The sequence below is a fragment of the Sinanaerobacter chloroacetimidivorans genome (genome assembly GCF_018128545.1).
Classification (GTDB): domain Bacteria; phylum Bacillota; class Clostridia; order Peptostreptococcales; family Anaerovoracaceae; genus Sinanaerobacter; species Sinanaerobacter chloroacetimidivorans.
The window spans coordinates 381,014-403,818 of sequence record NZ_JAGSND010000003.1 but is presented as its reverse complement, the minus strand read 5'-3'; the positions used below and the strand labels follow the sequence as shown (position 1 = coordinate 403,818).

The window sequence follows — 22,805 nt, the reverse complement described above, 5'->3', positions numbered from 1 at the left end:
GGTTAATTAAATGTGACATTTACATTTGAACTGTCAGGACTCTGTATTACATTTACGAATACTGTTACTGAGCTACAATCGAATCTAAATCTACCCGAAGTGTTCAGAGTTCCTTTTATATTTACCAGTCCTTTTGCGCTATCTACTACGGAAGTAGTTAGCCCTGCAGGTACACTGATTGCAGCTATCGACGGGTTAGCAACCACGTTAACATCGAATGGCTGCCTCTGCGCGCAGCTTATTGTTACGGTATTGGGCATCACTGTTGTTTTACTCATGGTATCCGTAACTATTTGCTGGACCATTTTAGTTGTTATCCCAACATTGGTTATTTTCATTTGAGGTGTTCTTGAACTTGAGGAGGGTATTGCGGCAGTTCCGTTTATTGTGTCATATACTACACTTGTATTAAAATAGTTTCCTCCTGCTTGTCCATTCGTCGGTCCAGTTGCAGCTCCTAGTGCTCCTCCTGCCCCATTGCCACCTGGTGTATAGCTGTTTGATGTTTTTGAACGTCCCGCTCCGCCACCGCCGCCTGAAAAGGGACGTCCATTATTTGCCGTAACGCTTTCTCCTCCACCGAAGCTTTGCTGTGCAGTATTCCATCCTCCTCCTGCGCCGCCTGCCCCAAGTATAAATGTTCCATTCAGATATGCTCCAAGCCCAGGTTGGCCTGCGTTTCTTGCATAGTACCCAGTTCCCCCTGCGTTTAGAGTAAATGATAGTACATCGCCTTTCTTTAGATTTACGTAACCGGCTGCGTATCCACCCTGAGTATCGACTGTTCCCATAAGGGAAACTGTCTCGTAGTAACCTCCGCCGTATAGCTCAATAAAATATGTTCCATCCGCCGGCACGGTGGAGGTTGTGTCGGATGTTACGTATGTCGATGCGCTTGCTCCTCCAAAAGCGGGTATTACCAGCGTCTCTGCCATAGCTGTCATTGTTGAATTTAGTAGAAGTACAAGTATTAATAAAATTACTTGTAGCCGTTTTGTTAAAGTTCGTTTAAATTTTTCATTTACCTTCATCCTATCTCCCCCCCCTGTAAAATCGAAGATAACCTTGCCTACTTAGTTAAAAACCACATTGACATTACTGCTGTCCGGCTCATTCACCACTTTAAAGATAAAAGTGTTGCCCTGGATAACAATTACATGTGTCCCTTCCGTTTCAAATAATGCGCTTACATGGATGACTTTATCCTTATCGGAATCATTTGTAATCGAAACCCCGTCCGCCGTCACGGGTGTCATGTCGTCGTATGCTGCAATAAAATCGTTGTATGGTTTGCCGGCAACACAGGTGATCCTCGGTACCTCGATCTGTTTAAGTTTGTCATAGGTTTGCTCTGCGCCAACGGCCACAAGGGTTACATTTGCAGTTGGAAACAGCAATAATGGATTCTTAACATCGCCTGGTAATGCTCCCAGTATGCCTTCAAAAGTATAAACCCCAGGTAACGTTTGATCAAAGGTTTCGCATTTCCAAGTTACAGGGATCTCGAACAGTCCTTGCGTACAATTTGCCTTTACCTTCGTGGGCAATTTCAAAAGAGCTTGTTCGTAAGTGGTCCCATATTTTACTGACATGGTAACTGTCTGGAATGTCGCAATATCATTCTTATATTCTGACCGCAAGGTTAGTACACAGCCCCAGGCTCCTGTATATGAGCCGTTTGCCAGATTGTAAGTGCTGACCTTTGATGTGTCTATATATAGTCCTGTGCCATTGCTTCCGTTTTCTCCTGATCCCGGGGGAATTCCCGCATGTCCTCCTGCACCTCCTGAGCCAGGGCTTGCTAAGCAGGTGCCTCCGGCAGAATATCCACCCGTTCCGCCTCTTCCCCCAGCCGCACTTGCCCCGGAGCTTACCTGGTCACCGTCTCCGCCTCCGCCTGATCCGCCTTGTACACTGAGAAGAAAATCATTGTTATTTAGAACCGTAACTCCGTTTCCCCCATCGCCGCCATTTCCTCCAATAGCCGTATAGCTTCCTTTTCTTTTGCGTCCACCTTCTGCACCGGCTCCTCCGGCATTCTGCTGAATCGTTAGAATATCTCCGGCATTCAAGTTTAAGGTGAATCTTACGCTCTGGCCCGTTCCGCCTCTTCCTCCGTCTCCGGTAGGTGCGTTTCCGTTTGCCCCGGCTGTCGCGCTTGCCAGGATTTCATAGATGCCTTTCGTCTGTATTGTGCAGGTATTCCCTGCACCGATCGACGTATCAACACCGATAACCGTTGGCCCATTTATATTCGCGGCGTAGGATACATTAGGAGAAAAGAACTGGCCTGCATAAAATGATCCTGCAATCAGAATGGCAATTAGAAATATGCTAATCGCTTTTCTGGTAATATTAGGCTTGTATCCCTCTCCCCTGAAATTCATTATATTCGTGGTTTTATTTCCCATTGTAAATCTCCAATCTTCTAATTGTTTTATCTCCTTCCATTTACGGTGTACATTGAGCTCCTCATTATGACCTTTTGAGGGACTCCGTTAAGCCTGTAAAAGTCCGATTCGTAGCTTACTGTGACGATAACAGCGGGCTGCTCGATTACGGTTTCATGCCCTGCCTCGTCTATAAAGGTGTAGGGATAAGAAAATGCGGTGTCAGTCTTCAGCTTGCCGTCCTCATATGTCCTGTGCCTGCCCGAATCGTCAAAAATGTGCATCTGCCATGTGCATTTTTTATTCAGCATTCCTTCCACTGTCGCCACCGCATCCTCATCCTTCAACAAAAGCTCTCCTTCACCATAGGCTTCCTCGTTAAAATACAAGACAGCGGCGGCAGCACATTTGTCAGCCTCGTTTTTCATTGCCTGTTCTGTCAGCTCATAGCGCGCGTAGTCGGCATGAAACGTGAGTGACATGACATTGATCAATATAATCGCAACTCCGACAATCAATATTTTCATGGCCTTAACCTCTCACTCGCTATTTCGTTTTCAATTACAAAGATGCCCCTGTTTTCCTCGTCGCTAATGCCGAAGAAGCGATTGCCCGCCATTACACTTGCTACCGGCACTTCTATCCTGTAATGGATCCTTTCATTTTCATTGTAGCTGTTCACCCTGTATTTCGGCACCTCGTCCGCGTCGATCACGATTTCCGATTCCTGCGTTCCTGCCCTTGAGGCAAGCTGCTGCCTCAGTCTGCTGAGGTTTGCCTCAGTGAAGCACCCGTCCTGCCTGGCCTGCTCCGCCGCCGTATAAACATCACTCGCAACGTCCATCTTCATCTGCGCGTTTTTCTCCTGAAGGGTAAACTGCACGATGAAAATAAGGAGCAGAGGAAGTATGGCGGCCAATACGATCACCTGTTTCATTGTTGCTTTCTCCCTAGTAATAAAGCCGGAGAAGCTTCCCCGGCTTTATATATATTCTCTTTTTACGGGTATGTCTGCTGCTGCTCGATTTCACTTCTCCACAAGCCTCCCACTGAACTTTTGATGGAATCGTCGTCGCCCGCGACGAGAGAGTAAATGGCAAGTCCAAGCATCAGCATTGCGATCATCACGATTACCTGTTTCATCCTATCTTACGGATGGAACCGTGATCTCTTCGATCTGATCCATGGACGAATCCGCAATGGTACCCGCGCTTTTCGCAAACTCGCCGACCAGCCCCGCGAGGGCAAGGCCGAGCATTACCATAGCGATCATTACAATAACCTGTTTCATATTATCTTTCCTCCTACTAAATGTTTTTCTGAGCTTGGGATCAATCACTGAAAGACCCCGTATCCGATTTTCATTTGAATTAAAACGACAAAATCCAAGAATACCACCATGATGGCGGCGATGACAGGGAGATAGACCAGCACGCTGACTGTCTCGTCGCTGCGCCGGAGCCTGGTGCTCCTTATGCTTTGCGCCTGTCTTTGCTGCATTAAGATGACCTCCTGCAGCTCAAGGGGTTTCAGTTCATCAAGCTCAATGAGCAGGTGAGCCAAATCCCTTCCCATTTCTGTGTTGACAGCGGATGAAAAGGTTTCATACGCCTCCTCTTTCCGATTCAGCCAAAGCTTGTTCAGCATCATGAGAAACGCCGGTTTTGTGAATTCGGCCACCGACGCTAGCTCTGAGATGATATATTCCGCTCCCACGGAGTTTCGGCTCTGCAGCGTCGCCAAATTTTTCAAAAACCCGATCAGCTCAAGCAGTTCGCCGTCAGCTTTCCGTTTTTCATACTGAGAAAATGCACGGTTGAAATAGAAGAAAGGCGTTTTGATCCCCTTCAGGTTGCTCTTTGGGATTGTCAAAAGAATAAACGCGATGGCGAGCATTATGAACGCCCAATTGTGCGAGAGAAACCCATACCCAAATAAAAAAGCGCCTCCCGCGAAGCGTATTCCATGATAAATATCCTTATCGAAGTAGTAACGAGTCCCCGTCAGGATATTATCCTGCCTTCCCTTAAACTGGCCTTTTATAATGTCAATCTGAACCTGCAGCTTTTGCCCTGTATTGAAGCTTTTCTCACGGTATATGAGAATTAATATCCCTGTAATGAGAAGAATCCCCGCCAGGACATAGATCACAATGTCCACAAACAAAGCTCCACCCCCTCTAAAAATCAAATTTTTTATTTTGCACCAACTCCAGCAGAAGGTAACCGGTAAAAAAAAGAAGCAGAAAATAGATAAACAGGATGAGTCCCTGTTTCGTCATGAACTGCTGATACAGAAAGCCGGTAAGGCCCAAATCGAATTTTTCTATGGCAAAATATGAGAAGACCAGATAAATTCCCGGACAAAACAGCTTTACCAGGATAACGGATTCTAAATTGCTTCGCTTCCTTTCCTCAGCAAGTACCCTTGCTTCCCTCAGCTGCGACAGGATATCCTCCAGGGATACAACAACGTTCATTCCTTTAGCTTCCGCCTGAAAGATATTGTTTGCAAGCATTTTCGCCCAGTTGGTTCCGATATTGTACGCAAAGATCCTTGTCGCGTCCCGGATTTCCTCCATGTTTTTCGTAGTCCTCATCTTGATCAGAAGATGAAAGAGCATTTTTCGTGTCAGCGGCAGATCGGCGACATCCTCAATCACCGCCTCCAACGCTTCTTCAATGTTAAAGCGGGATATCCGGTACTTGTTGAGAATGGAAACAACAAGCTGCTCCGCCTCAAAGCTGGCGCGGGACCGTTCTCGTTCAAGTTTCACACGCAAAAGAAGAAAAGGCGCTGCGCCAGCTGCCGCCGCCATTACCAGCCCGGTTGAATAATTAAAAATTGCGGAGCCGATAATGAGAAAGAGCAGAAAGAGAAGTGCGGTGATGCTCTTAAACGCCCCCACTGAGACCCTTCCACCCCACGCCGTTTCAAGCAGATACCGGAGAGACCGATCAAGCCTGCCTTCCGGTTTCCCCGCCGCCTTTTTTTCTCTGCGCTTGCGGTAACTGTTCATCTCAGCTAAGATCAATTGCTTCCATTCCGTTAGACCTTTCACGACAAGGATAGTTATACCTGCTATAAATAATATGGATGCAAGAAGTATGATTGGTAAATTCCGATAGGACAACTAGACCACCTCCTCTGATTGCTCATCCAGTTCTTTCAGTAATTGATCAAAGGCCTTAAATGCAATCAGATCCTCATCTTCGCCCAGCATCTGCTTCTCCTCACCTATATAATAGTTCCACCGCCAGGTATCCCTGTCCAAATCATAGCTGCAAATCCGGACCATGGAGATTTCTCCTGTTACGCGGTCACAGCTCATCTCATAGATTGCATTCAGTCGTTTCCGGCTTTTATCCTTAAGCTGAATAAAATGAAAGATATAATCAAAGGCGCCGGCTACCCGCAGGGCCATCGTCTTCATATCCCCTCCAACGGAACGGGAAATTTCCCATGCCGCGTCATTTGGGAAATCCAAAGGTTCACGGATATGGAAGGTCATCTTCATCCGCCTCGTGCCCTTCCCCGCGATTCTTACGGCGGTGTCGAGGGCTATGCCGTCTCTTGCTTCTCCCAGGATGAAATAGTCTGCGTCGCTTCGGAGCAGGTTCTTTGAGATCCCGGCAAGTTTTTCGTTGTCTGCGATAAGCTGCACTACCGGGGCCTCTGGGATGAGCTTGTGAATGGGGATCTCCGGATCCGTCTCCAGCATGACACCCTCGAGGCTGGGATCCTCATAGCTTTGCCAAGTGGCAAGAAAAGTCGTCTTTGAGCTTCTGATGGCGCCCGTAAACACCACGTTATACCCAAGCTTCACCCACTCTTTGAAAAGCGGCACGGCCTCCGCGGGGATTGTTCCCCTTTCCGCCTGCTCTTCAAAGGTATAGGTGGGGATGATATATCTCCTAAAAATGATCACATCCTGGTCCGGCTTTGTCATGCCGCCGCTGAAAATCGTGATCCTGGTCCCGTCCAACATGTAAATCTCATGGAACTCCTTGTCCAGCCTTTCCTCAGGAGTGAGAAGCAGGAGCGCCCTCACAAGCTGTTCCCGTCTTTCGCGGCTTATCTTCTGGGGCATGAGCTTCATCTGACCGTCATCCAAAAAATATATCCTATCACCGATTATTTTTGCGGAGCTGCTTTCCCTGTAGCTTTCCGAAAACCATTCCGCCATGCCGGAGAGTCCCCAGTTCTCGTGGTAGACTGCCCATTCAAGCGATTCGTAACAGGCAGGATACCAGACATCTTCACACTTGTTCTGTACAAGGAAGCTCCTAATTTTTTGGATGAATTCTTCAACCTCATCCTGATACCCTATGATTGCCTTCTTTATTTTCTGCGACTGGTCCTGCATATGGGAGGCGTTTTCCCATTCCTCGAAGAAGTTGTCGGAAACGCTTCTGCACAGCTCCTGGAAATATTCTTCCTGGTTCAACTTCGTTTCCTCCTATTCCGCTTTCTGTACAATCAGAAGGCGCTGCCCAGTACTGCCTATCACCTGATAGAGTGCCTCGTATTCCTCCTGAGTGGCGATGATCTCTATGTGGTCAATGACTCCCGTCGCATCCGTGCGGTTCAGCATGTCCGCATACTCCTGCCCCGCCGCGCTGGAGACTTCGCGCTCCTGGGCATCCCTCACATAGGCAACCATGTATTCCCCAAGTTTCTGCTTGCCGTCCGCGAGGTAGATTTCGATCGTGTCGCCCCTGCGGACGGCGGCGCTCCGGCTGTCGATCCACTCTGCCGGTAGCTTATAGATGGACTCTCCCCGGTCCGTATCGATATAGAAGTCGTTTGTATAGGTCATTTTCCTGCAGACCTGAGCCCCGGCAGGGATATATTGAGCCGCAACGGTTCCGTCGAGCTCCGATTTATCTTTTATCACTCCGTTAATGAGGCTGTCCTTCGGCAGGGATTTTTCTGTAAGCAGCTCATCCGTGATCGTCTGCCCCTTCTGGATTTCCGCGGACGCGCAGATTACCTGCTCATACTTTGTATGCTCCCTGCCGTAACCCTCCCAATAAAACAGCAGGCTCAACGCCGCGATAATGACGATGATGCCTGCCATTGCTTTTTTCATTTCCATGCTTATTCTGTTGTTTTGCTGCAAGTTTGTTCTCCCTTCCATCCAATTATAAGCTTCATTACACGGAAAACTAATTTCTCAATTTTCCTCCTACATTCCAGTCATGGCAGGCTGGTTCTGGGACGGAGAAGAGGCTTCCTGCTGAGTAGCCTTGACTTGTCCCTGAGCCAACGTCTGCTGGTACGCAGAGAGCACTGCGTTATCAAATTCAGCTTTCGCCTCCTTGGTGCAAGGGAAGCAAATATCCTTATATTCTCCGTTTCCCGCCTTGTAGCTGGGCATGGACACAAACAGCCCATTCGTACCCTCCATCACCTTAACGCCGCGGACGGCAAAATCACCGTAGATATTCACCGACGCAGTGGCGCGAAGAGTACCCTCCGGATGAATGGAGTGGATTTTCACGTCGTACTTGGGTACGGCTTCTTTCATGTTTTTTGACATTGTGTTGATCTCCTTTCAGAATGGCCGGCATTCTCAGCCGCCATAATTAAACATATCCTCGATACGCTCTGTCAACGTTGGCAGCACCGTATCGCCAAACAGTGCATACAGCCCCGCCAGTATCAGGGCGCCGATAACCACCGACATCAGAATCTTGATGGCTGTATCCACGTAGCCTTCGGCACGGTTATCGGCAAGTACGATTTTCGCTCCGGAAAAAACAGGAACGGCAAAAGAAATCGCCGCTCCGATCCTGCTTACCATGCGATCCTTTATTCTTTTTAAAAATCTGATCATTGGATAATCCTCCATTTGTATTCGTTTCAGGGCAGTAAAAGAGACAGCTTAGACTGTCTGCATACTCATTCCCTTGCGTTGGGTTTGTTCCTGCCTCTCAAATCCGATCTGGCGAAAGTCGGAGCGGTCCACATAGTAAAATGTGCTTCCATCTGCATCATACAGCTCGATCACGTCGGACATGTTCAGAGGATGACCGGAAAAGCCGGGAGGCTGCCGTGTACTGAACCGTTCATAGATTCTCTCCAGATCATTGGTTTCAAGCTGACCGTCGTAGGCGACCCGGTAATCCTGCGGTTGCGGCGCTCCAAACTGCTGGAGCATATCCTCATAGCGGATGAATTTCATGCGCACATCGACCCTGGAATCAAGCTGCCAGATGCGGACACTTTTCAGTGGGGCGGCATTTTCACTGCCATTCATCCCCTCTCCTGCAAGGAATCGCTCCAGTACGCCGTCAGTCCAAATCGGCGTCAACCCCCGGCTCTGCAGCCATGCGGCCAGCTCGTCACACTGAAAGATGCGGTCGACAACCGCCTGATCCTTTTCGGTATATCCGGCAGGGGTTCCATAGTAGGAAATCATGCCGCTTTTGATCATAATGCCCGGCATGTTATCACCTCCATCACTTCATTTCCAGCCCTCCCATAACGGCCGTTTCACTGTCCGATGTTTGCTGTTTCTGAAGCTCCGCAAGTTTTTCGCTGGCCCAGTCAGGAAGAAGGGCCTCCTTGAGAATTCCCGTAAAGTCCGCGCGGTTCCAGCGGGTTTTCTCGCCATCGGCGAGGCAGGTGGCAAACACCGCCCTGCCGGAAGAATTAGGGTCGCAGCCGAACCCCCAAGTTGCCAGCCAGAGCTGGTTCTTCGGATTCCAGTGACTTTCGCTGAGGATATCCTGCGACAGTACCAACACCTTTCCCTCATAGTTCAGATATTTGGAGTCTAATTCGCAGTTGGTAAAGTCAAACAGTCCGAGAGCCTGATATGCGAGGCGATACTGATAGATGAAGCCGTCCAGCACTGCGGGGTGACTGTCCATCACGAAGTCCAGATTATAATTTTGGTTATAGACGCTGTCCTTGTCGGGCGGAATATAGGGGTGCTTCGCCCATTCTTTGTTATCCTCGGAGAAATCCTTGTTCCAATCCTGCTGCTTGACGGTGTTTGCAAGCACCCAGTTCACGCGCTTGTAGCCATATGCCGCGATGACGCTCTCGGCGCAGTCGGCTTTCAGGTGCGTCCCGTCGAAATCTCGACGGATCGCGTCCTCTATGAATTTTTTGCAGAGGATGTTTTCCTTATGACTGTCACGCCAAAGGTTAATCTGATTCAATCGCTTTGCTTCATTTCGGGAATAGGGATAAAGATAAATAAAATCATTTTCCATAGACGATTTCCTCCAGCATAATCAACTCATCCAGCTCCGCGAGGCAGATACCGCTCTGTGCCAGTACTGTAAGAATGCCGGGCGGGACATCGGAGATGTCGAACTGATTTCCCGCTTCTGTGACCGTAATCTCACCGCCGTCCCTGTCCGCACTGGCTTCCAGCTTGGCACTGCTGGAGATCCCTGCTTCTTTCAGAAGATAATCGGGGATATAAATGTTCTGGCTGTCGTCCAGCAAATCCCGGCAAAGAGAACAGCTCTCCACCCACTGGGCAGGGTCATTTTCGCCTGTGTCGTCATCCTCGCCTCCGCAGTTATTACACCTGCCGCAGGCTTTGGCGAGGGCTACGGTCAAGTCGGTGGACATTTCGCTGAGCATGGAAATCACATGTACCATCTCTATCGCGGTCATCTGTTCTTTGTGAATGACGAGGACATCCTCGCCGGCGTGAAGTTCCAGCGCGTTCCCGCCGTCAAAGCCGCATAACTCACAGGCGCGTTCGGGGAGCATAATCTCGGGGTACTCGTTATTTTTCATATGGTCTAATCCTCCTTAAAAATTTTCGCTGCCCGGCAGCTCGAACAAATTTATCTGCATGGGCGCTTCTCTGCCTCGCTCCCACATGTCGTAATTGGCGATGAGTATTTCAGGGAACTGTGCGCCGTTATCGTACCGCTGCTTGATGTTGTTGATCCGGGTAAACGCTTCGATCATGACGCCTGGAGTGTCGTACAACTCTCGGATAAAATCACAGTCGTTGTAGGACAACAGGAATTTCCCCTCGATTCGCATCAGGGTATCCCTAAGCCGGACATGATCCTTTCTGCAGAATCCGTCCTCGCCGATATTTTTGTAGTACCCCTCGGTTTCAAAGTACGGGGGATCGCAATAAAAGAAACTGACAGGGCGGTCGTACTGCCGGATCAGATGGACGCAGTCCTTGTTTTCGATCACCACCTTTGCAAGGCGCCGGTGAGCTTGCTCAATGAGGGGAAAGTTGGAGCGGATATCGTGTGGCTGGCTGCCATAGCTTGTAAGCCCAGAGGCATAGCTGTAGCGAATAAGCTGATAAAACCATGCCGCCCTTTGTACGTCACTTGCGGTGCTGTCGCGGGCAAGGGTGCTGCGCACCAGTTCAAAGTCCTCTCTGGAGTTGAGTACAAACCTCAGGGCTTCCGTCAGTTCCTGCGGCTTTTCCCGTACGCATCGGTAAAGGTTTGTGAGCAGGCTGTTGAAATCGTTGTAGACCTCGAAATCATTGGCGGGAGGTTTGTGAAACAGCACCCAGCCTCCGCCGCCGAACACCTCGATATATCGCTCGTAATACGGTGGAAAGAGAGCGACGATCAGCTCACGCAGGGCCTTCTTTCCGCCAATCCATGACATGAAGCTGTTCAGGAATCATCACCTCCCCCCAGCGTCAGTCGAAGCTGCCCATTGCCCAAATGCAGGGTTCGTGCTTTCATGAGCCCGCTCTGAGCTCCGCCATTTTTTTGTTCCACATCGGAACACCTCCTTTTTCAGGCTGCTTTCCCGAAAAAAGGCGCAAAAAAAAGCAGGGTCGCTATCCTTTTGGGAAAACGGCCCCACTGATCAAATTTGGGATAAAAAAAGCACGGTTGTCTTTGTCCGTGCTACTTGATTACGCCAAGCTCTCTGAGTATTGCCACACAGTCCCTGGCGCCTTGGATGTACAGGTATTTTTGATATTCATAGTCTGCTTCTTTGGACAACGATAAAAACCGCTTCATCAACTCCCTGCTTCCCGTGTCCATGGCTTTGTTTTGCTCAATTTCCTCGCTGAGCCCGGCAACCTCGTGGGCGGTTTCCTTAAGCCGGGGATGGTCTGCCATCATCCGCTCATAGGCAACCTGTGTCCGCTCAAAAAGGCTTTGCTCCAGCAGTTCCAGTATTTTTATATCCATCTGCTCCATTGGCTCACCTCCTTAGCACAACACAATGCCACACTTTTTGTGGAATAGCTAGAAATAAAGAATTCTTTATTTTATAGCTTTATCATGAAAAAGAAATTATCTCGAATAACCTTTAATACACATTGTCCCAAGCGGGATTTGCTCATTATTCGTGATAATTCTATGGCTCGGATAGGGGTAATCCTTCATATGCCCTCATCCCATTTCCACGCCCTGCCCTGGGATATCGCTGTGCTGCTCCAGCTCTGGCTGATCCGGATAGCAGGAATTCAACAGTTCCGCGACTTTCTCTGGGATATGGTCAAAGTCCACGTGATGATCACGCTCGATAGATACGGTATACCAATAGTCATAAGGAATATATACCGCCGAAAGGTATTTGGAATCCGCAGGCCTCATCTTTTCAAATCCCTGGTCAATCACTCCCCGCGGGGTTAAAAAGAAGGTGCCCCAGTGTTCACCGGAGGACTGAAGATCAAGGTAGATTAGGCCAAGTCCAATATGGCCGGTGTTTCGCCCCCGGATAACAGCCGGCAGCTGAACGAATTCATATCCACAGTCGAGATTGTCGGTGTTGTAGACCTCCACGAACAGATCGTGCATCTGCTTCAATATCTCTTTGGCGTATTCGTCATTGTTTGAATTGCAGGATCTGTCCAGCCTTGCAAAGTCCACTTTCGGCAGCAGGGCATTCAGCTGCTCAATATAGGCCGACTGTAAATTTTCATTATCCATTTTTTACACCTCTCATTGCAATTTTAGTGATGTTCAGGATGGCCCAGGAACATAGCTATCCCATTTGCATGTTTCAGCATGCTACATACCCCCCATTTTTATATTTTGCCGATCATTTTGGCAAAGCAGTTCCTCCACGGCGGGAGTGCTGCCCCGGTAGACAATGTATCCATAATCGGTAAATCTTCCGTTTTCCATTTGGATGCGGTGTTCTCCATATCCTTTGAAATCAATGTATTCCTCCAGATTTTCATCTAAATCGTAATGGCCGGATTCTATGATCATGTACCTGCCATACTCCGTGGGGGTTTTGAGCCCCGGCACTGCAGTGAATTCATAAAAATTATCCGCCAGTACCGCTACATCCTCCGGAGTTTTGGGCTGTGCCATTTTCACGATGGCATGGAACGCGTCACGGCCTTGATCATCAAAGCCAGTATATGACCGCGCCAGATTATTGAGGGTGTCCATGTGTTCGGAGAGAGGATAGTCTTCGGTGAAAATCCGGTAGACCTCCTCGCTCATTGCGTGGCAGTCCAGCGTTGTGACGCAGGGTTGGATGGTTTCTACGCCAAGGCGACAGAGCGCCTTTCGGATTTCGACCTCCCAGCAGGGCAGATACAGATATTCGTATTTTACTCCACTCTGATAATCGCCCACCTCTAGCCTGACTGTTGCCACATCTTCGCCGCGATAGCTGTACTCCGGGAACTGTTCGCCGTTGTAAAGCTCCTGTTTCTCATTTCCGGTGGAATACAGCACGCCATATGGTGTAACGACGCCTTTTTGGTCACTAATAAGCCTTCTCCCAATCTCTGCAAAATCTGTCTGCTCCATTTGCCGGGTGTTCATGACAAGCTGCCGATTCAGTTCATAATTTTTTCCGATTCTGGTGATATCGGAGAAGTCGATGACAACAGTATATGCGTGAAGATTGAAGGTAAGGTTGATCATGTCTTTTACTGTAATAAGCTGCTCGGCATGAACTGCTGCCCGAAAGGTCTGCATCTCGCTTTTGTCAAGACTGTCCAGACGCTTGGCGAGGTACTGCATCTCATCGGCGTTGATGTACTGGTCGACCAACCCCTGCAACGCCCTTTCATCACCGCTGATCTTGTCCACCAGACAATTTTTCTCTATAGTTATGCCAACGCCGATTTCATCCAGAAGCTTTTCCAAATCCGGTTCAGATGCGGGAAACGCAATGACAGCTGTACGGTAGGATGGGGCGTCATATCTTCGTAGCGTCATTTCAAACATCGACTTCTTCCTTTCTGTTTTTTCTCTGGATTTTTTCCACATCGGTCCTGAGGCAATCGCCCTCTGATCTGTAGCAGATAAATCCGTGGGAAGGATACGGGCATTCGCCGCAGCTTTTGAATGGGCCGTGCAGAGATTCAATCGATTCGCGCTTTCCGGTTGTCGTGAAGCTTTCCGAATCGTAATGGGCGATGTTCTTATTTTTTCGGTATCGTACTATCATGGCATTTTCCCTTTCCTGAAAGCAAAAGGGCCGGAGAATAGAGGTGCATCCCACGCTCGGCTCTCCAGCCCTTGCAGTTTACATATTTAGTTCCTGCGTTATTCCCATTTCTTTTATTTGATCTGCCGGAGTTTTTACATTCTGAGGAAGTAACTCATAGCGGTCAAGCTCATCCATGCAATCGATGGCGTCTGATAATTCACTTGGCCTTGCTTCCTCCAGTACGGCAAGAAATTTTGTTACGCGCTCCTGGTTTCCAATCATATCTTTAATTTGAGCTGCAAGCCGATTTAACCCATGAATATTCCCTTCGAGATTCATGGTGTTGGACAATCTTTTTATGGAGCACTCACAGCTTGCGACATCACATTGGCTGAAATCATTAATACCGTGTTTGGAAAGCGTAATCCACAATTCACTTTCTGATACGGGAAGCTCCAGTGTGAATTGTCTTCCCCTTTTTTCGGGAAGATAGGATGGATAGACTTGAAGCTTGAAAACATATTCCGTGTCACCGTTAAGTTCTGACTGCGTTTGATGATGGCTGTCAGGATCAAATACTTCGTTCAGTTTTAATTCCCGCTTTGGCTTAATGTCATTTTCCCAATACTCTTTTAGGATACTAATCAGACTTTCATCCTTCTCTCCGGAATGATATTTTTCCGCCCACTCCAGATAACCGTCAAAATCCGTGCCGAGCTCAATCAGTCTTTTTGCGGCATCTATTGACTCAGGCCGAATGCAGGCATGAAACGCGGCAAAATTATTATTATCAATCTTCATACCGCGGTCGACACAGCTGTATATCATCCAGGCATTCCCTTGCCTGGATAGCTGGTCGAAAAATTCTGCGGCGTATTGGTTCGCATTGATCCCCTGCTCAATAAGCCGAAAAAGTATCTGCCAATCCTCGCGGCGCTGCGCAAGCAGCAGAAGAGCAGGGTCGGCAGCCTGGATTTGCCCAGGGGTGCACTCCTGAACAAGGGTGTGTGCCATGCGACGATTGTGGCCGTTTTCACTATGATATTCAAGGGAGCAGCGGACAATCTTGCCGAACAGCCCCATATCCAAATCTTTCACCGAGGATTCTGCATTCCGCATCATCAGCACCACCCTGTCGGAATCCCCAGCGTTGACAGCTTTTTTACAGGCATCCAGGTAGATGTCATTCGGGATGCTGTTCTGCGTTTTCTGGAGCATCTCCAAGGTCATCTGCGTTCCAATCCTGCCCGGACGGCCAGCTGCGTGGATTAGCACGACACCCTGATCCTCTGCTTTTGGGAACGCCTCAAGAAACGCTGCCATGTTGCCGTCCTGTATTGCCAGGATAGCAAGATCCGTATCGCTGATCCTAAGTGGGAGGTCGCCGACCATGTTGATATATTCGGTAATGCTTCCGGCTACTCGGCGCAGAAGATTCTCTACCGCCATGGTTTTATCCTGAAGCTGCGTTCTCATCTCTATGAGACTGTCAGCGACAATCAGACGTTCCTCTTCGTTCAGGTGCACAATGAGACCCTCGGACCTTTCAGCTTCACCCAGTCGAATGAACCGGGCATGTATGCCGTCTGAATGAAAGGCTTTTGTGATAGCTGAGGCGATGAGGTTCATACGATCAAGATCGCTCTCGCTTTCTCCAAGGGTCTTTCCCGTGGCGAATTTCTTTGTGGTGCCGTTGCCCTCATCATAAATCCGAAGATAAACGTCTGTATATATCCCCTCACTGGCGCCATAATCCGTCGTGCAGAAGATATCGGCGTTCTGGGGGAATTCCTTTCCATCCAGCCACTCGCTATCCAATAAAAAATATTCTTCCGGGAGATATCCTGTGTTTTCAAGGCGATAGGAGAGTTCTTCAAAAACCTCCTGTGCCGTGCGCTGGCCGTCGTACTCCAGTTTGCTTGGCTGATTGGGTGTGGGTTTCCATCGGGCAGTTTCTATGCGTTTCATATGATTTCCTCCTTGTATTCGTCATGCCCTGTTAAGGTTGTAAAGTAAAAATAACAGCTTCATATTCAAAACTGCCATTATACAAATTTACATATTCAGATGGTTTTGTATGAACCGTAACGGCCCATGGATATTATCACAGAGTTCTTTTAGTTGTACTTCATCTTCCGGAGGATTACCTCTCATTGATAACTGCAATTCTGAAATTTGCAATTCATCCATTTGGTCAATTATCTTTGCCGCTTCATTCAAGCAATCCAAATCAATCACGGACATATCACCGACCAAATCCAGATAGCGGATACACTTCACGATTTGATAGAAGGTTTCGTTTTTGGTTTGAAAATTATAGGCTTCTTGCAGCTCGGAAGCAGTTGCAGGCAACTTCAGTTCATGCATAAGAACAGCGCCATCAGTGTCCTTTTTAACCCTCAGAAGATCTTCTTCCAGATCGCCAACCACGATTTGAATATGGAAGATGGGCTTCTCCATTTGTGTCTCTTGCTCTGTTTTATATGCTTCAACCGCTTTTGGTGAGACATGTTCGATTTTCTTTTTTAGCTCAAGTATCTTTTGTTCCTGGTCAAATGTAAGATAAGGGATATATTTCTGGCTCTGGTCTAAAGCACGATAGACTTCCTTTAATTCTTCGTTGTCAAACAGCTTGTGCTTATTTATGAGTCCGGATCGAACTGCGAAATCCTCTTTGGCTCCGGAATAATCATTATGATAGTAGTGGCCAAGGGTAACACCTTCTCTGTCATAGGTATATCGCCAAGTTACAAACTGATAGCCGTGTTCTCCCAGATCTGTTCCTGCCAAGACGATATTCTCATGTTCGCTTAGCAGCTTATATCCGTCTCGCAGATCGGCGGCTTTTAGTGGCGAGGCATTTTCCACTGCCTGTACATATATTCTTGTCTCCTCAGAAATTTCCGTCACCAGACTGCAAAGTCCTTTTTTCTCTTCCGTGTCCAGATGCTCTGAATAATGATAGTTCGCGCCATCTGGCGCCACATGACAAAGCGGTGCACCGTCGAAAGAAAAATAGAAGGCGCCGTTTTCCTTGATTCCTTCCGCGGAGATATTAAACTGCATGAGTCTGCGGCTAATCTCCTGAAAATATCTGTTGCTGTTCAACTTAACCCCTCCTTTAAAGCAAGTTGTTTCAATAAAAAAGACCATATCGCAGCATTATGCTGTAATATGGCCTGATACAAATACCTATTCTATTTTACAGTTATCCTATAGATAGGAAAGCTGCACTAGTAAATTTTACTTGATTTATCTCACAACGTAGTTTTTAATTAATTAACTGTGGAGCGCTTCCAGCTCTGGAAATTTGTTTACCAGTTTCACTTAATTCTAATGAATCATATTTGTTTCTGGCAGAGTCCGTTACACCAGAGTATTTGGTTTCTGTCTTAGAAACAGGAGCATCATTTTTCATGGCCATTAACGCTTCTTGCCTCAGCCGATTCATTTCGGGCTTATTATTTTCGCTTTTAGCCATCATATATGCGCTCTTAATTGAGTTTAAATCCTTAGGTATTTCCATAATGACACCTCCATTAATTCATAATAATAGAAAACTCTTGGCTATTATTTTTCATCTCATTGGTATCCCTCCCAAACAATTAAAAATTTAATCCTTATAGCCATTATACTTTCTAAAAAGCTCTAATAATGTTGCCGATGTTACACATTTGAATTTTTAATAAACGGCATGTTTTTAATAGTTATGGATTTAACATCATAATCGATCAAGCCATTTCTTTTCATTTTGCTTAGCTCTCTAGAAAGAGATGCTCTTTGAATACCTAATCTCTCTGCCAATTCTTTTTTTGTTGTTCTTAATCGAATAGTCTTACTTCCTTGCTGATGGAACTCATAATCCAGAAAATCTACAATTCGTTGCCTTATTGATTTCATGATAATCTCATTAATTTTGTCGGTTAGAATTAATGTCTTATTTGAAATTTCTTTTAGCAAGCTGTTCATAAACAATTCGTTCCCCTTGCATATTTCAAGTACTAGTTGTTTTGGCAAGTGAAGTATTGTAGATCTGGTTAGTGATGTGACCGTCATCGGATATTCGTTTCTACCTGAAAACACCAAATTAGCTCCAATCACATCTCGATTTGAAAATATCTTGATTGTTAGTATATTGCCATTTTCATCTATGCTTTGAATTGCAATTTTACCTTCCAGAATAATATCCATAGTGTTACATTTATCATATTTCAGATAAATGATTTGACCTTTGCCATATTCCTTCAGTTCACGCTGAGGACTGCTTAGTAAATGCTTCAATTCATCTTTTTCCAGGCTACTAAAAATCGGTATCTGTGCCATTGCTTCAAAGTAATGCGATAAAACTATCCCCATGCTGTCACCTCAATTAGTTACTACGGAAAATGTGATTTTCTATTTCAGCAACTTCATATATCCAATCGGCCCATATAGACTCATCTTCTTCAATAAATCGCCGATCACTTCCATGGGCAACATCATTTCACTTTGAAGCCAGTATGTTAATACGCCAATTTGAGCAGATGCTAAATATTCTATTATATAGTCCAAATATGGAACCGTTTGCAGTTCTTCACTTTTTAACAACTCAGACAAATTATTTTTTATTATGGCCTTCAATTTATGAGCAAATACCGGATCACCGTTACTTCCAAGCAATACCATCAAGTATTTACTATATTTCTGATAAAACTCTAGTGACGGAATAATTGGATAGATGTCTCCATCTTTTAAAATGATAGTATATACATCTTTAATTTTATTCGTGAAGTCTGCTAGAAACTCATTTTCAATGCTTTCCAGCAAGTCGTAAATATCCTTGTAATAGAGATAAAAAGTGCTCCTGTTTATATGTGCATTCGTTGTGATGTCCTTTATGCTGATTTTCTCAAGTTTATTTTCTTTGCAAAGTTCAAGAAAAGCGTCTTTGATTATCCCTTTCGTTTTTGCAACTTTTCTGGATTCATGATTCATTTTCTTTTTCTCCTTCAAAAAATTCGACATCATCAGATACATTGATGGTTTTTTTTTATGAAACGATCTAGTAATATAATTATAGACATCGTGTTGTCTAAATGCAAGCGTTATTATCATATTTCTTACGGGGTGACACCTTTAACCCAAGAAATGAGATAAATGAAAAGAAGGGTAAAATGGAAAACAAATCTGATTGTATCATTGTAAATCACGTTAATAAGTTCTTCGGAGAAAGACAGGTCCTTAAAGACGTTACGCTGCAGGTACCCTATGGTTCTATTTATGGCTTGCTGGGACCGTCAGGCTGCGGTAAAACCACCACAGTAAAAATAATGGCGGGAATTTCCGAATCCAGCTCGGGAGAAACCTTTGTCCTGGGAAGGAAAATGCCTCAGCTATCTTTGATGAAAGAGATTGGTTATATGGCGCAATCCGATGCGTTATATACCGCGTTATCAGCAGCAGAAAACCTGGAATTCTATGCGACAATATACGGTATGAAAAAAGAGCAATATAAAAAACGCATGCTTGAAGTTATGGAATTGATGAACCTGTCCGATGACCTGTATAAGCCGGTAGCTGCATATTCAGGCGGTATGAAGCGAAGGCTTTCTCTGGCCATGGCCATGCTCCAGCAGCCGAAGGTGCTGATACTGGATGAACCGACAGTTGGGATTGATCCACTCCTTCGCAAGGATATCTGGAGGGAATTATACAAAATGTCAAATAATGGGGTAACTATTCTTGTAACAACTCATGTGATGGATGAAGCTGAAAAATGCCATCAGCTCGCGATGATGCGCAACGGGCTGCTGATCGCGCAAGGAACCCCGAAGGAACTTCAGCGGGAAATCGGTGTAAACAGCATAGAAGAAGCATTTATTTATTATGGAGGTGGTAAATATGAGGATTAAGGCTATGGTCATACGAATCCTGAATCAGCTTCGCCATGACAAACGAACGCTGGCTCTGATCATATTTGCGCCATTGCTGTTGCTGACGATGATCTATTTCATCCTGGACTCTTCCACTATGGATTTAACAGTTGGTATCGTTAACGCTCCGCAGCAATATATGGACAATTTGTATGAAAACAATATCAAAACAGTACGCTGCACAGAGTCTGAAGCAATGCAAATGATGGAACATAAAGAGATCATAGCTGCCGTCGAAATGACCGGGGGGAAACTCTACATAAAACTGGACGGCGGTAATTCAACAAAGGCCGAAACGGCGCTTGCATCCATGGAGGCTGCAAAAAAAAACATGATACCCTCTTCTGAGCGGTACGATTTAAAAACCGACGTTAAATATGTGTATGGCGCGAGTGATTTATCCACCTTCGACAACTTTGGTTCACTGCTGATCGGGTTTATCGTGTTCTTCTTTACATTTTTGATTTCCGGCATCTCCTTTCTGCAGGAAAGGACCACGGGGACTTTGGAAAAGCTGCTGTCGACACCGATTAAACGCTGGGAAATCGTCACCGGATATGTACTGGGATTTGGAGTCGTTTCTGTTATACAGGCAGCGATCATAACATTTTTTGTTATTTACATCCTGGATATTATGATGGTTGGTTCCCTCTGGCTTGTTTTGCTTATCACGCTGCTGTCTGCAATGGTGGCCCTCGCGTTCGGGATTCTGATGTCAACTGCAGCAACAAGCGAGTTTCAGATGATCCAGTTTATCCCGATCATTGTGGTTCCGCAGGTATTCTTCACCGGTCTGTTTGATTTATCGCCGGAGTGGACACTGGTTGGGAAGTTCATGCCCCTCTATTATGTGGCGGATGCATTGGATAAGGTCATGATACGCGGAAGCGGGTTCGGTTCGATTTTACCCGATGTTCTAATCCTATTAAGTTTAACAATCCTATGTATGGCGATTAACACAATTCTTCTCAAGCGCTATCGAAGGATATAAATATTTGTAAATCCCAGCTTAAAAGTACTTAAATATTTACGATATAAAGGAGAATCTAGATTATGAAGATTTTAAAACATAAGAATAAAATGATTCCGTTGGCCTTGATCGTTATTGTATCGTTGGGTATTTTCTTATACGGTAACAACAATCAAAAGTATATCGGCGTGGTGGAAGCTACAACCATTTCTCAGACGACTGAAGTTTCAGGAAAAATTATTGAGATGCCGGTCGAACTTGGCACTCATGTTTCAAAAGGAGATGTGATAGCCAAAATCGACAGTACTGCTCAGGAATATTCCTATGAACAGCTTCAGCTTACGATGGAAAAGGAAAAGACCGCTCTTGCGGAGTTGAAGTTGGGAAGCGGCGAAAGTCAAGCGGAGAACAGCGTTACTGTAGCTGAGTCCAATTACCGCAGCGCCTTGTCATCAAATGAAAAAGCTTCGCAGGATTATCATAATGCGCAATCATTATATGACCAAGGTGCGATCTCCAAGGATGTCCTGGATAAGGCAAAAGTAACCGCGGATTCCGCAGCAAATACAGTGACTGCAACGAAAGCCCAATTGGACAATGCAAGAAGCAATTCCTCCGCGGAATCCACACAGCTTGATATTGATAAGACCGAGAGTCAGCTTCGGGAAATGAAAGAAGACCTTGACAAATATACGATTTTAGCGGCATGCAATGGGGTAGTTATGAGCAAGAGTTACGACAAGGGAGATATGGTGTCGTCAGGCTATAGCCTTGTCGATATCGCTGCTGATGATGAAAAATATTTTGTCTTCTATCTGCCGGTTGATTATTTAAACGAAATAGAATATGACCAGGTTTTTCAGGTAAAAAGCAATGGAAAAGCTTATGATGCAATTGTAAAGTATATTGATGTGGAAAGTGAGTATACCCCCAAGGATTTGCAGACCGCAGCTAATAAGGACCGGGAAAGTGTAAAGATTAAACTTCTTCTGCCGGATAATTGCACCTTGAAGCCTGGCGAAGAGGCAGAAATCAAATTAAAGTTTTAGACTGCGAAGCGCAGTTTTCAATACAATAATAATTTTTTAAAAAACAAAAGGAGATGAGTTTTATGCTTGAAAAAATTTATGAGTTTACAAAAAGTGATGGTAAGATTATTGAAAAGCTCGTTGATGACACACCATTGCTGATCAATCATATGGTTTTACCCACCGGAGAAGGACTTCCGGAACACTATTCCAATTCAAATGTCTATATAATAATCATACACGGTATAATGACATTGACGCTTGGAGACCAATGTTCCGCGAATTATCACGGAGGCCAAATTATCAATATCCCTTACAAAACAAAAATGAATATTATTAATTACCAAAGTGATGTTCTTGAGTTTTTTGTGGTAAAATCCCCAAATCCCAGTGTCTATAAGGAGTATAGCTATGAATAAGATATTACAGCATTTAATACAAATAGCCTTTCTGATTTTGTTTGTTGCTCTTATATTGATAGGAAGGGTGCACCTGTGGATGGGTTTATTTGTCCTGAGCTTCATCGTATCATTATGGTTCAGCCGTATATACTGCGGTTGGATTTGTCCAATCAACACAGCTATGAATTTTATCACTTTATTAAAATCAAGACTCCATATAAAAAGTATTAAAATACCGTCCTATTTATCAAGGCCCTTGATTCGATACATAGTATTGGCGGCTTTTATTGCCGCTTTCCTTTTTACTGTAGTCTCCGGTCGCCAATTACCAGTGCTGCCTGTTTTATTCGCATCGGGAATAATAATAACTTTGCTTTTTCCGCCTGAACTATGGCATTATAATCTATGCCCGTTCGGAACCATTTTTAGTTTTTCTGCCAGACTATCCAAGCATTATATGAAAATTGATTCAAGTAAGTGTATCAACTGCGGGCTATGTTTTCAGGTATGTCCTGCTAAGGCTGTTAATAAAGGAGAAAATTCATATAGAATTATTAAAAACGAATGCCTGGTATGCATGAATTGCGCTAGAAAGTGCCGAAAAAATGCAATAACTTATCAATAGTCTTGAAAAGAGTCCACCAAAGGCAGACTTATAAATTCATCCCCTATATCCATAAGGCCGCTCACAGCTTAATGAAGATTAGTATGTGAGTTTTCACATCAGAAAATGCAAATAAAAT

At 45.6% G+C, this 22,805-nt stretch carries 30 protein-coding genes; 5 read left to right on the top strand and 25 right to left on the bottom strand.

The genetic code is table 11. The features are described 5' to 3' along the window. Positions 1-2: 2 nt before the first annotated feature. The 25 genes from KCX82_RS07335 to KCX82_RS07215 form a co-directional block, all read right to left on the bottom strand. Positions 3-1,031, bottom strand: a complete 1,029-nt coding sequence (locus KCX82_RS07335) for a hypothetical protein (RefSeq protein WP_227017798.1) — start codon at positions 1,029-1,031, stop codon at positions 3-5. Positions 1,032-1,073: 42 nt separating this feature from the next. Further along, complete coding sequence (locus KCX82_RS07330; protein WP_227017797.1) at positions 1,074-2,411, bottom strand: Ig-like domain-containing protein; 1,338 nt, start codon at positions 2,409-2,411, stop codon at positions 1,074-1,076. Positions 2,412-2,437: 26 nt separating this feature from the next. Further along, positions 2,438-2,917: a hypothetical protein gene (locus tag KCX82_RS07325; RefSeq protein WP_227017796.1), complete on the bottom strand. Its 480-nt coding sequence runs from the start codon at positions 2,915-2,917 to the stop codon at positions 2,438-2,440. After that, a complete protein-coding gene (locus KCX82_RS07320; protein WP_227017795.1) occupies positions 2,914-3,327 on the bottom strand; it encodes a hypothetical protein in 414 nt (137 codons plus the stop codon). The genes KCX82_RS07325 and KCX82_RS07320 overlap by 4 nt, the downstream gene beginning before the upstream one ends. A 62-nt stretch (positions 3,328-3,389) precedes the next feature. After that, on the bottom strand, positions 3,390-3,533 hold the full coding sequence (locus KCX82_RS07315; protein ID WP_227017794.1) for a hypothetical protein: 144 nt from the start codon (positions 3,531-3,533) through the stop codon (positions 3,390-3,392). Between the two features lies 1 nt (position 3,534). Next, a complete protein-coding gene (locus KCX82_RS07310) occupies positions 3,535-3,681 on the bottom strand; it encodes a hypothetical protein (RefSeq protein WP_227017793.1) in 147 nt (48 codons plus the stop codon). 44 nt (positions 3,682-3,725) lie between these two features. Next, entirely contained in the window at positions 3,726-4,556 is an 831-nt protein-coding gene (locus KCX82_RS07305; protein ID WP_227017792.1) for a hypothetical protein, read from the bottom strand. A 13-nt stretch (positions 4,557-4,569) separates the two neighbouring features. Further along, positions 4,570-5,523, bottom strand: a complete 954-nt coding sequence (locus tag KCX82_RS07300; RefSeq protein ID WP_227017791.1) for a hypothetical protein — start codon at positions 5,521-5,523, stop codon at positions 4,570-4,572. Further along, positions 5,524-6,837: a P-loop NTPase family protein gene (locus KCX82_RS07295; RefSeq protein ID WP_227017790.1), complete on the bottom strand. Its 1,314-nt coding sequence runs from the start codon at positions 6,835-6,837 to the stop codon at positions 5,524-5,526. Between the two features lie 12 nt (positions 6,838-6,849). Further along, the gene (locus KCX82_RS07290) at positions 6,850-7,482 is read right to left on the bottom strand and encodes an SAF domain-containing protein (protein ID WP_227017789.1); all 633 of its coding nucleotides are present in this window, start codon (positions 7,480-7,482) and stop codon (positions 6,850-6,852) included. Between the two features lie 96 nt (positions 7,483-7,578). Beyond that, positions 7,579-7,932, bottom strand: a complete 354-nt coding sequence (locus KCX82_RS07285; RefSeq protein ID WP_227017788.1) for a SpoVG family protein — start codon at positions 7,930-7,932, stop codon at positions 7,579-7,581. Between the two features lie 33 nt (positions 7,933-7,965). Further along, on the bottom strand, positions 7,966-8,229 hold the full coding sequence (locus KCX82_RS07280) for a DUF6133 family protein (RefSeq protein ID WP_227017787.1): 264 nt from the start codon (positions 8,227-8,229) through the stop codon (positions 7,966-7,968). A 48-nt stretch (positions 8,230-8,277) separates the two neighbouring features. After that, positions 8,278-8,841 carry a YodL domain-containing protein gene (locus KCX82_RS07275; protein ID WP_227017786.1) on the bottom strand — a complete coding sequence of 188 codons (564 nt, stop codon included), beginning with the start codon at positions 8,839-8,841 and terminating at the stop codon, positions 8,278-8,280. A 13-nt stretch (positions 8,842-8,854) separates the two neighbouring features. Further along, complete coding sequence (locus KCX82_RS07270; RefSeq protein WP_227017785.1) at positions 8,855-9,616, bottom strand: DUF3849 domain-containing protein; 762 nt, start codon at positions 9,614-9,616, stop codon at positions 8,855-8,857. After that, positions 9,606-10,154 (bottom strand): hypothetical protein, encoded by a 549-nt coding sequence (locus tag KCX82_RS07265; protein ID WP_227017784.1) that lies wholly within the window; start codon positions 10,152-10,154, stop codon positions 9,606-9,608. The genes KCX82_RS07270 and KCX82_RS07265 overlap by 11 nt, the downstream gene beginning before the upstream one ends. A gap of 15 nt (positions 10,155-10,169) precedes the next feature. Then, on the bottom strand, positions 10,170-11,003 hold the full coding sequence (locus KCX82_RS07260; protein ID WP_227017783.1) for a DNA adenine methylase: 834 nt from the start codon (positions 11,001-11,003) through the stop codon (positions 10,170-10,172). A gap of 248 nt (positions 11,004-11,251) precedes the next feature. Next, positions 11,252-11,551 carry a hypothetical protein gene (locus tag KCX82_RS07255; RefSeq protein ID WP_227017782.1) on the bottom strand — a complete coding sequence of 100 codons (300 nt, stop codon included), beginning with the start codon at positions 11,549-11,551 and terminating at the stop codon, positions 11,252-11,254. A gap of 195 nt (positions 11,552-11,746) precedes the next feature. Next, positions 11,747-12,286 carry a hypothetical protein gene (locus tag KCX82_RS07250; protein WP_227017781.1) on the bottom strand — a complete coding sequence of 180 codons (540 nt, stop codon included), beginning with the start codon at positions 12,284-12,286 and terminating at the stop codon, positions 11,747-11,749. Positions 12,287-12,367: 81 nt separating this feature from the next. Continuing rightward, on the bottom strand, positions 12,368-13,537 hold the full coding sequence (locus KCX82_RS07245) for an antirestriction protein ArdA (protein ID WP_227017780.1): 1,170 nt from the start codon (positions 13,535-13,537) through the stop codon (positions 12,368-12,370). Between the two features lies 1 nt (position 13,538). After that, a complete protein-coding gene (locus tag KCX82_RS07240; RefSeq protein ID WP_227017779.1) occupies positions 13,539-13,769 on the bottom strand; it encodes a hypothetical protein in 231 nt (76 codons plus the stop codon). A gap of 78 nt (positions 13,770-13,847) precedes the next feature. Continuing rightward, positions 13,848-15,719, bottom strand: a complete 1,872-nt coding sequence (locus KCX82_RS07235; RefSeq protein ID WP_227017778.1) for a DUF6329 domain-containing protein — start codon at positions 15,717-15,719, stop codon at positions 13,848-13,850. An 87-nt stretch (positions 15,720-15,806) separates the two neighbouring features. After that, complete coding sequence (locus KCX82_RS07230) at positions 15,807-16,859, bottom strand: hypothetical protein (protein WP_227017777.1); 1,053 nt, start codon at positions 16,857-16,859, stop codon at positions 15,807-15,809. Positions 16,860-17,022: 163 nt separating this feature from the next. Then, positions 17,023-17,277: a hypothetical protein gene (locus KCX82_RS07225; RefSeq protein WP_227017776.1), complete on the bottom strand. Its 255-nt coding sequence runs from the start codon at positions 17,275-17,277 to the stop codon at positions 17,023-17,025. 140 nt (positions 17,278-17,417) lie between these two features. Further along, positions 17,418-18,107 (bottom strand): Crp/Fnr family transcriptional regulator, encoded by a 690-nt coding sequence (locus tag KCX82_RS07220; RefSeq protein WP_227017775.1) that lies wholly within the window; start codon positions 18,105-18,107, stop codon positions 17,418-17,420. Positions 18,108-18,146: 39 nt separating this feature from the next. Continuing rightward, the gene (locus tag KCX82_RS07215; RefSeq protein WP_227017774.1) at positions 18,147-18,725 is read right to left on the bottom strand and encodes a TetR/AcrR family transcriptional regulator; all 579 of its coding nucleotides are present in this window, start codon (positions 18,723-18,725) and stop codon (positions 18,147-18,149) included. Positions 18,726-18,904: 179 nt separating this feature from the next. Between KCX82_RS07215 and KCX82_RS07210 the strand changes: the two genes are divergently transcribed. From KCX82_RS07210 to KCX82_RS23220, 5 genes are all read left to right on the top strand, one after another. After that, entirely contained in the window at positions 18,905-19,642 is a 738-nt protein-coding gene (locus KCX82_RS07210; RefSeq protein WP_227017773.1) for an ABC transporter ATP-binding protein, read from the top strand. Further along, positions 19,632-20,654, top strand: coding sequence for an ABC transporter permease (locus KCX82_RS07205; protein WP_227017772.1), 1,023 nt, complete (start codon positions 19,632-19,634; stop codon positions 20,652-20,654). Before KCX82_RS07210 ends, KCX82_RS07205 begins: the two co-directional genes overlap by 11 nt. Positions 20,655-20,716: 62 nt before the next feature. After that, positions 20,717-21,682: an HlyD family secretion protein gene (locus tag KCX82_RS07200; protein WP_227017771.1), complete on the top strand. Its 966-nt coding sequence runs from the start codon at positions 20,717-20,719 to the stop codon at positions 21,680-21,682. 62 nt (positions 21,683-21,744) lie between these two features. Further along, positions 21,745-22,080, top strand: coding sequence for a cupin domain-containing protein (locus KCX82_RS07195; protein WP_227017770.1), 336 nt, complete (start codon positions 21,745-21,747; stop codon positions 22,078-22,080). Then, positions 22,073-22,687, top strand: a complete 615-nt coding sequence (locus KCX82_RS23220; protein ID WP_227017769.1) for a 4Fe-4S binding protein — start codon at positions 22,073-22,075, stop codon at positions 22,685-22,687. Before KCX82_RS07195 ends, KCX82_RS23220 begins: the two co-directional genes overlap by 8 nt. Positions 22,688-22,805 lie beyond the last annotated feature (118 nt).

Bases quoted from the DNA above. Each gene is read 5' to 3' on its own strand.
- KCX82_RS07290 (WP_227017789.1), bottom strand. From the start codon at position 7,482: ATGAAAAAAGCAATGGCAGGCATCATCGTCATTATCGCGGCGTTGAGC.
- KCX82_RS07245 (WP_227017780.1), bottom strand. From the start codon at position 13,537: ATGACGCTACGAAGATATGACGCCCCATCCTACCGTACAGCTGTCATT.
- KCX82_RS07285 (WP_227017788.1), bottom strand. From the start codon at position 7,932: ATGTCAAAAAACATGAAAGAAGCCGTACCCAAGTACGACGTGAAAATC.
- KCX82_RS07275 (WP_227017786.1), bottom strand. From the start codon at position 8,841: ATGCCGGGCATTATGATCAAAAGCGGCATGATTTCCTACTATGGAACC.
- KCX82_RS07225 (WP_227017776.1), bottom strand. From the start codon at position 17,277: ATGGAAATACCTAAGGATTTAAACTCAATTAAGAGCGCATATATGATG.
- KCX82_RS07310 (WP_227017793.1), bottom strand. From the start codon at position 3,681: ATGAAACAGGTTATTGTAATGATCGCTATGGTAATGCTCGGCCTTGCC.
- KCX82_RS07250 (WP_227017781.1), bottom strand. From the start codon at position 12,286: ATGGATAATGAAAATTTACAGTCGGCCTATATTGAGCAGCTGAATGCC.
- KCX82_RS07200 (WP_227017771.1), top strand. From the start codon at position 20,717: ATGAAGATTTTAAAACATAAGAATAAAATGATTCCGTTGGCCTTGATC.
- KCX82_RS07235 (WP_227017778.1), bottom strand. From the start codon at position 15,719: ATGAAACGCATAGAAACTGCCCGATGGAAACCCACACCCAATCAGCCA.
- KCX82_RS23220 (WP_227017769.1), top strand. From the start codon at position 22,073: ATGAATAAGATATTACAGCATTTAATACAAATAGCCTTTCTGATTTTG.
- KCX82_RS07195 (WP_227017770.1), top strand. From the start codon at position 21,745: ATGCTTGAAAAAATTTATGAGTTTACAAAAAGTGATGGTAAGATTATT.
- KCX82_RS07280 (WP_227017787.1), bottom strand. From the start codon at position 8,229: ATGATCAGATTTTTAAAAAGAATAAAGGATCGCATGGTAAGCAGGATC.
- KCX82_RS07265 (WP_227017784.1), bottom strand. From the start codon at position 10,154: ATGAAAAATAACGAGTACCCCGAGATTATGCTCCCCGAACGCGCCTGT.
- KCX82_RS07215 (WP_227017774.1), bottom strand. From the start codon at position 18,725: ATGAATCATGAATCCAGAAAAGTTGCAAAAACGAAAGGGATAATCAAA.
- KCX82_RS07330 (WP_227017797.1), bottom strand. From the start codon at position 2,411: ATGGGAAATAAAACCACGAATATAATGAATTTCAGGGGAGAGGGATAC.
- KCX82_RS07315 (WP_227017794.1), bottom strand. From the start codon at position 3,533: ATGAAACAGGTAATCGTGATGATCGCAATGCTGATGCTTGGACTTGCC.
- KCX82_RS07205 (WP_227017772.1), top strand. From the start codon at position 19,632: ATGAGGATTAAGGCTATGGTCATACGAATCCTGAATCAGCTTCGCCAT.
- KCX82_RS07210 (WP_227017773.1), top strand. From the start codon at position 18,905: ATGGAAAACAAATCTGATTGTATCATTGTAAATCACGTTAATAAGTTC.
- KCX82_RS07270 (WP_227017785.1), bottom strand. From the start codon at position 9,616: ATGGAAAATGATTTTATTTATCTTTATCCCTATTCCCGAAATGAAGCA.
- KCX82_RS07325 (WP_227017796.1), bottom strand. From the start codon at position 2,917: ATGAAAATATTGATTGTCGGAGTTGCGATTATATTGATCAATGTCATG.
- KCX82_RS07255 (WP_227017782.1), bottom strand. From the start codon at position 11,551: ATGGAGCAGATGGATATAAAAATACTGGAACTGCTGGAGCAAAGCCTT.
- KCX82_RS07320 (WP_227017795.1), bottom strand. From the start codon at position 3,327: ATGAAACAGGTGATCGTATTGGCCGCCATACTTCCTCTGCTCCTTATT.
- KCX82_RS07240 (WP_227017779.1), bottom strand. From the start codon at position 13,769: ATGATAGTACGATACCGAAAAAATAAGAACATCGCCCATTACGATTCG.
- KCX82_RS07260 (WP_227017783.1), bottom strand. From the start codon at position 11,003: ATGTCATGGATTGGCGGAAAGAAGGCCCTGCGTGAGCTGATCGTCGCT.
- KCX82_RS07220 (WP_227017775.1), bottom strand. From the start codon at position 18,107: ATGGGGATAGTTTTATCGCATTACTTTGAAGCAATGGCACAGATACCG.
- KCX82_RS07335 (WP_227017798.1), bottom strand. From the start codon at position 1,031: ATGAAGGTAAATGAAAAATTTAAACGAACTTTAACAAAACGGCTACAA.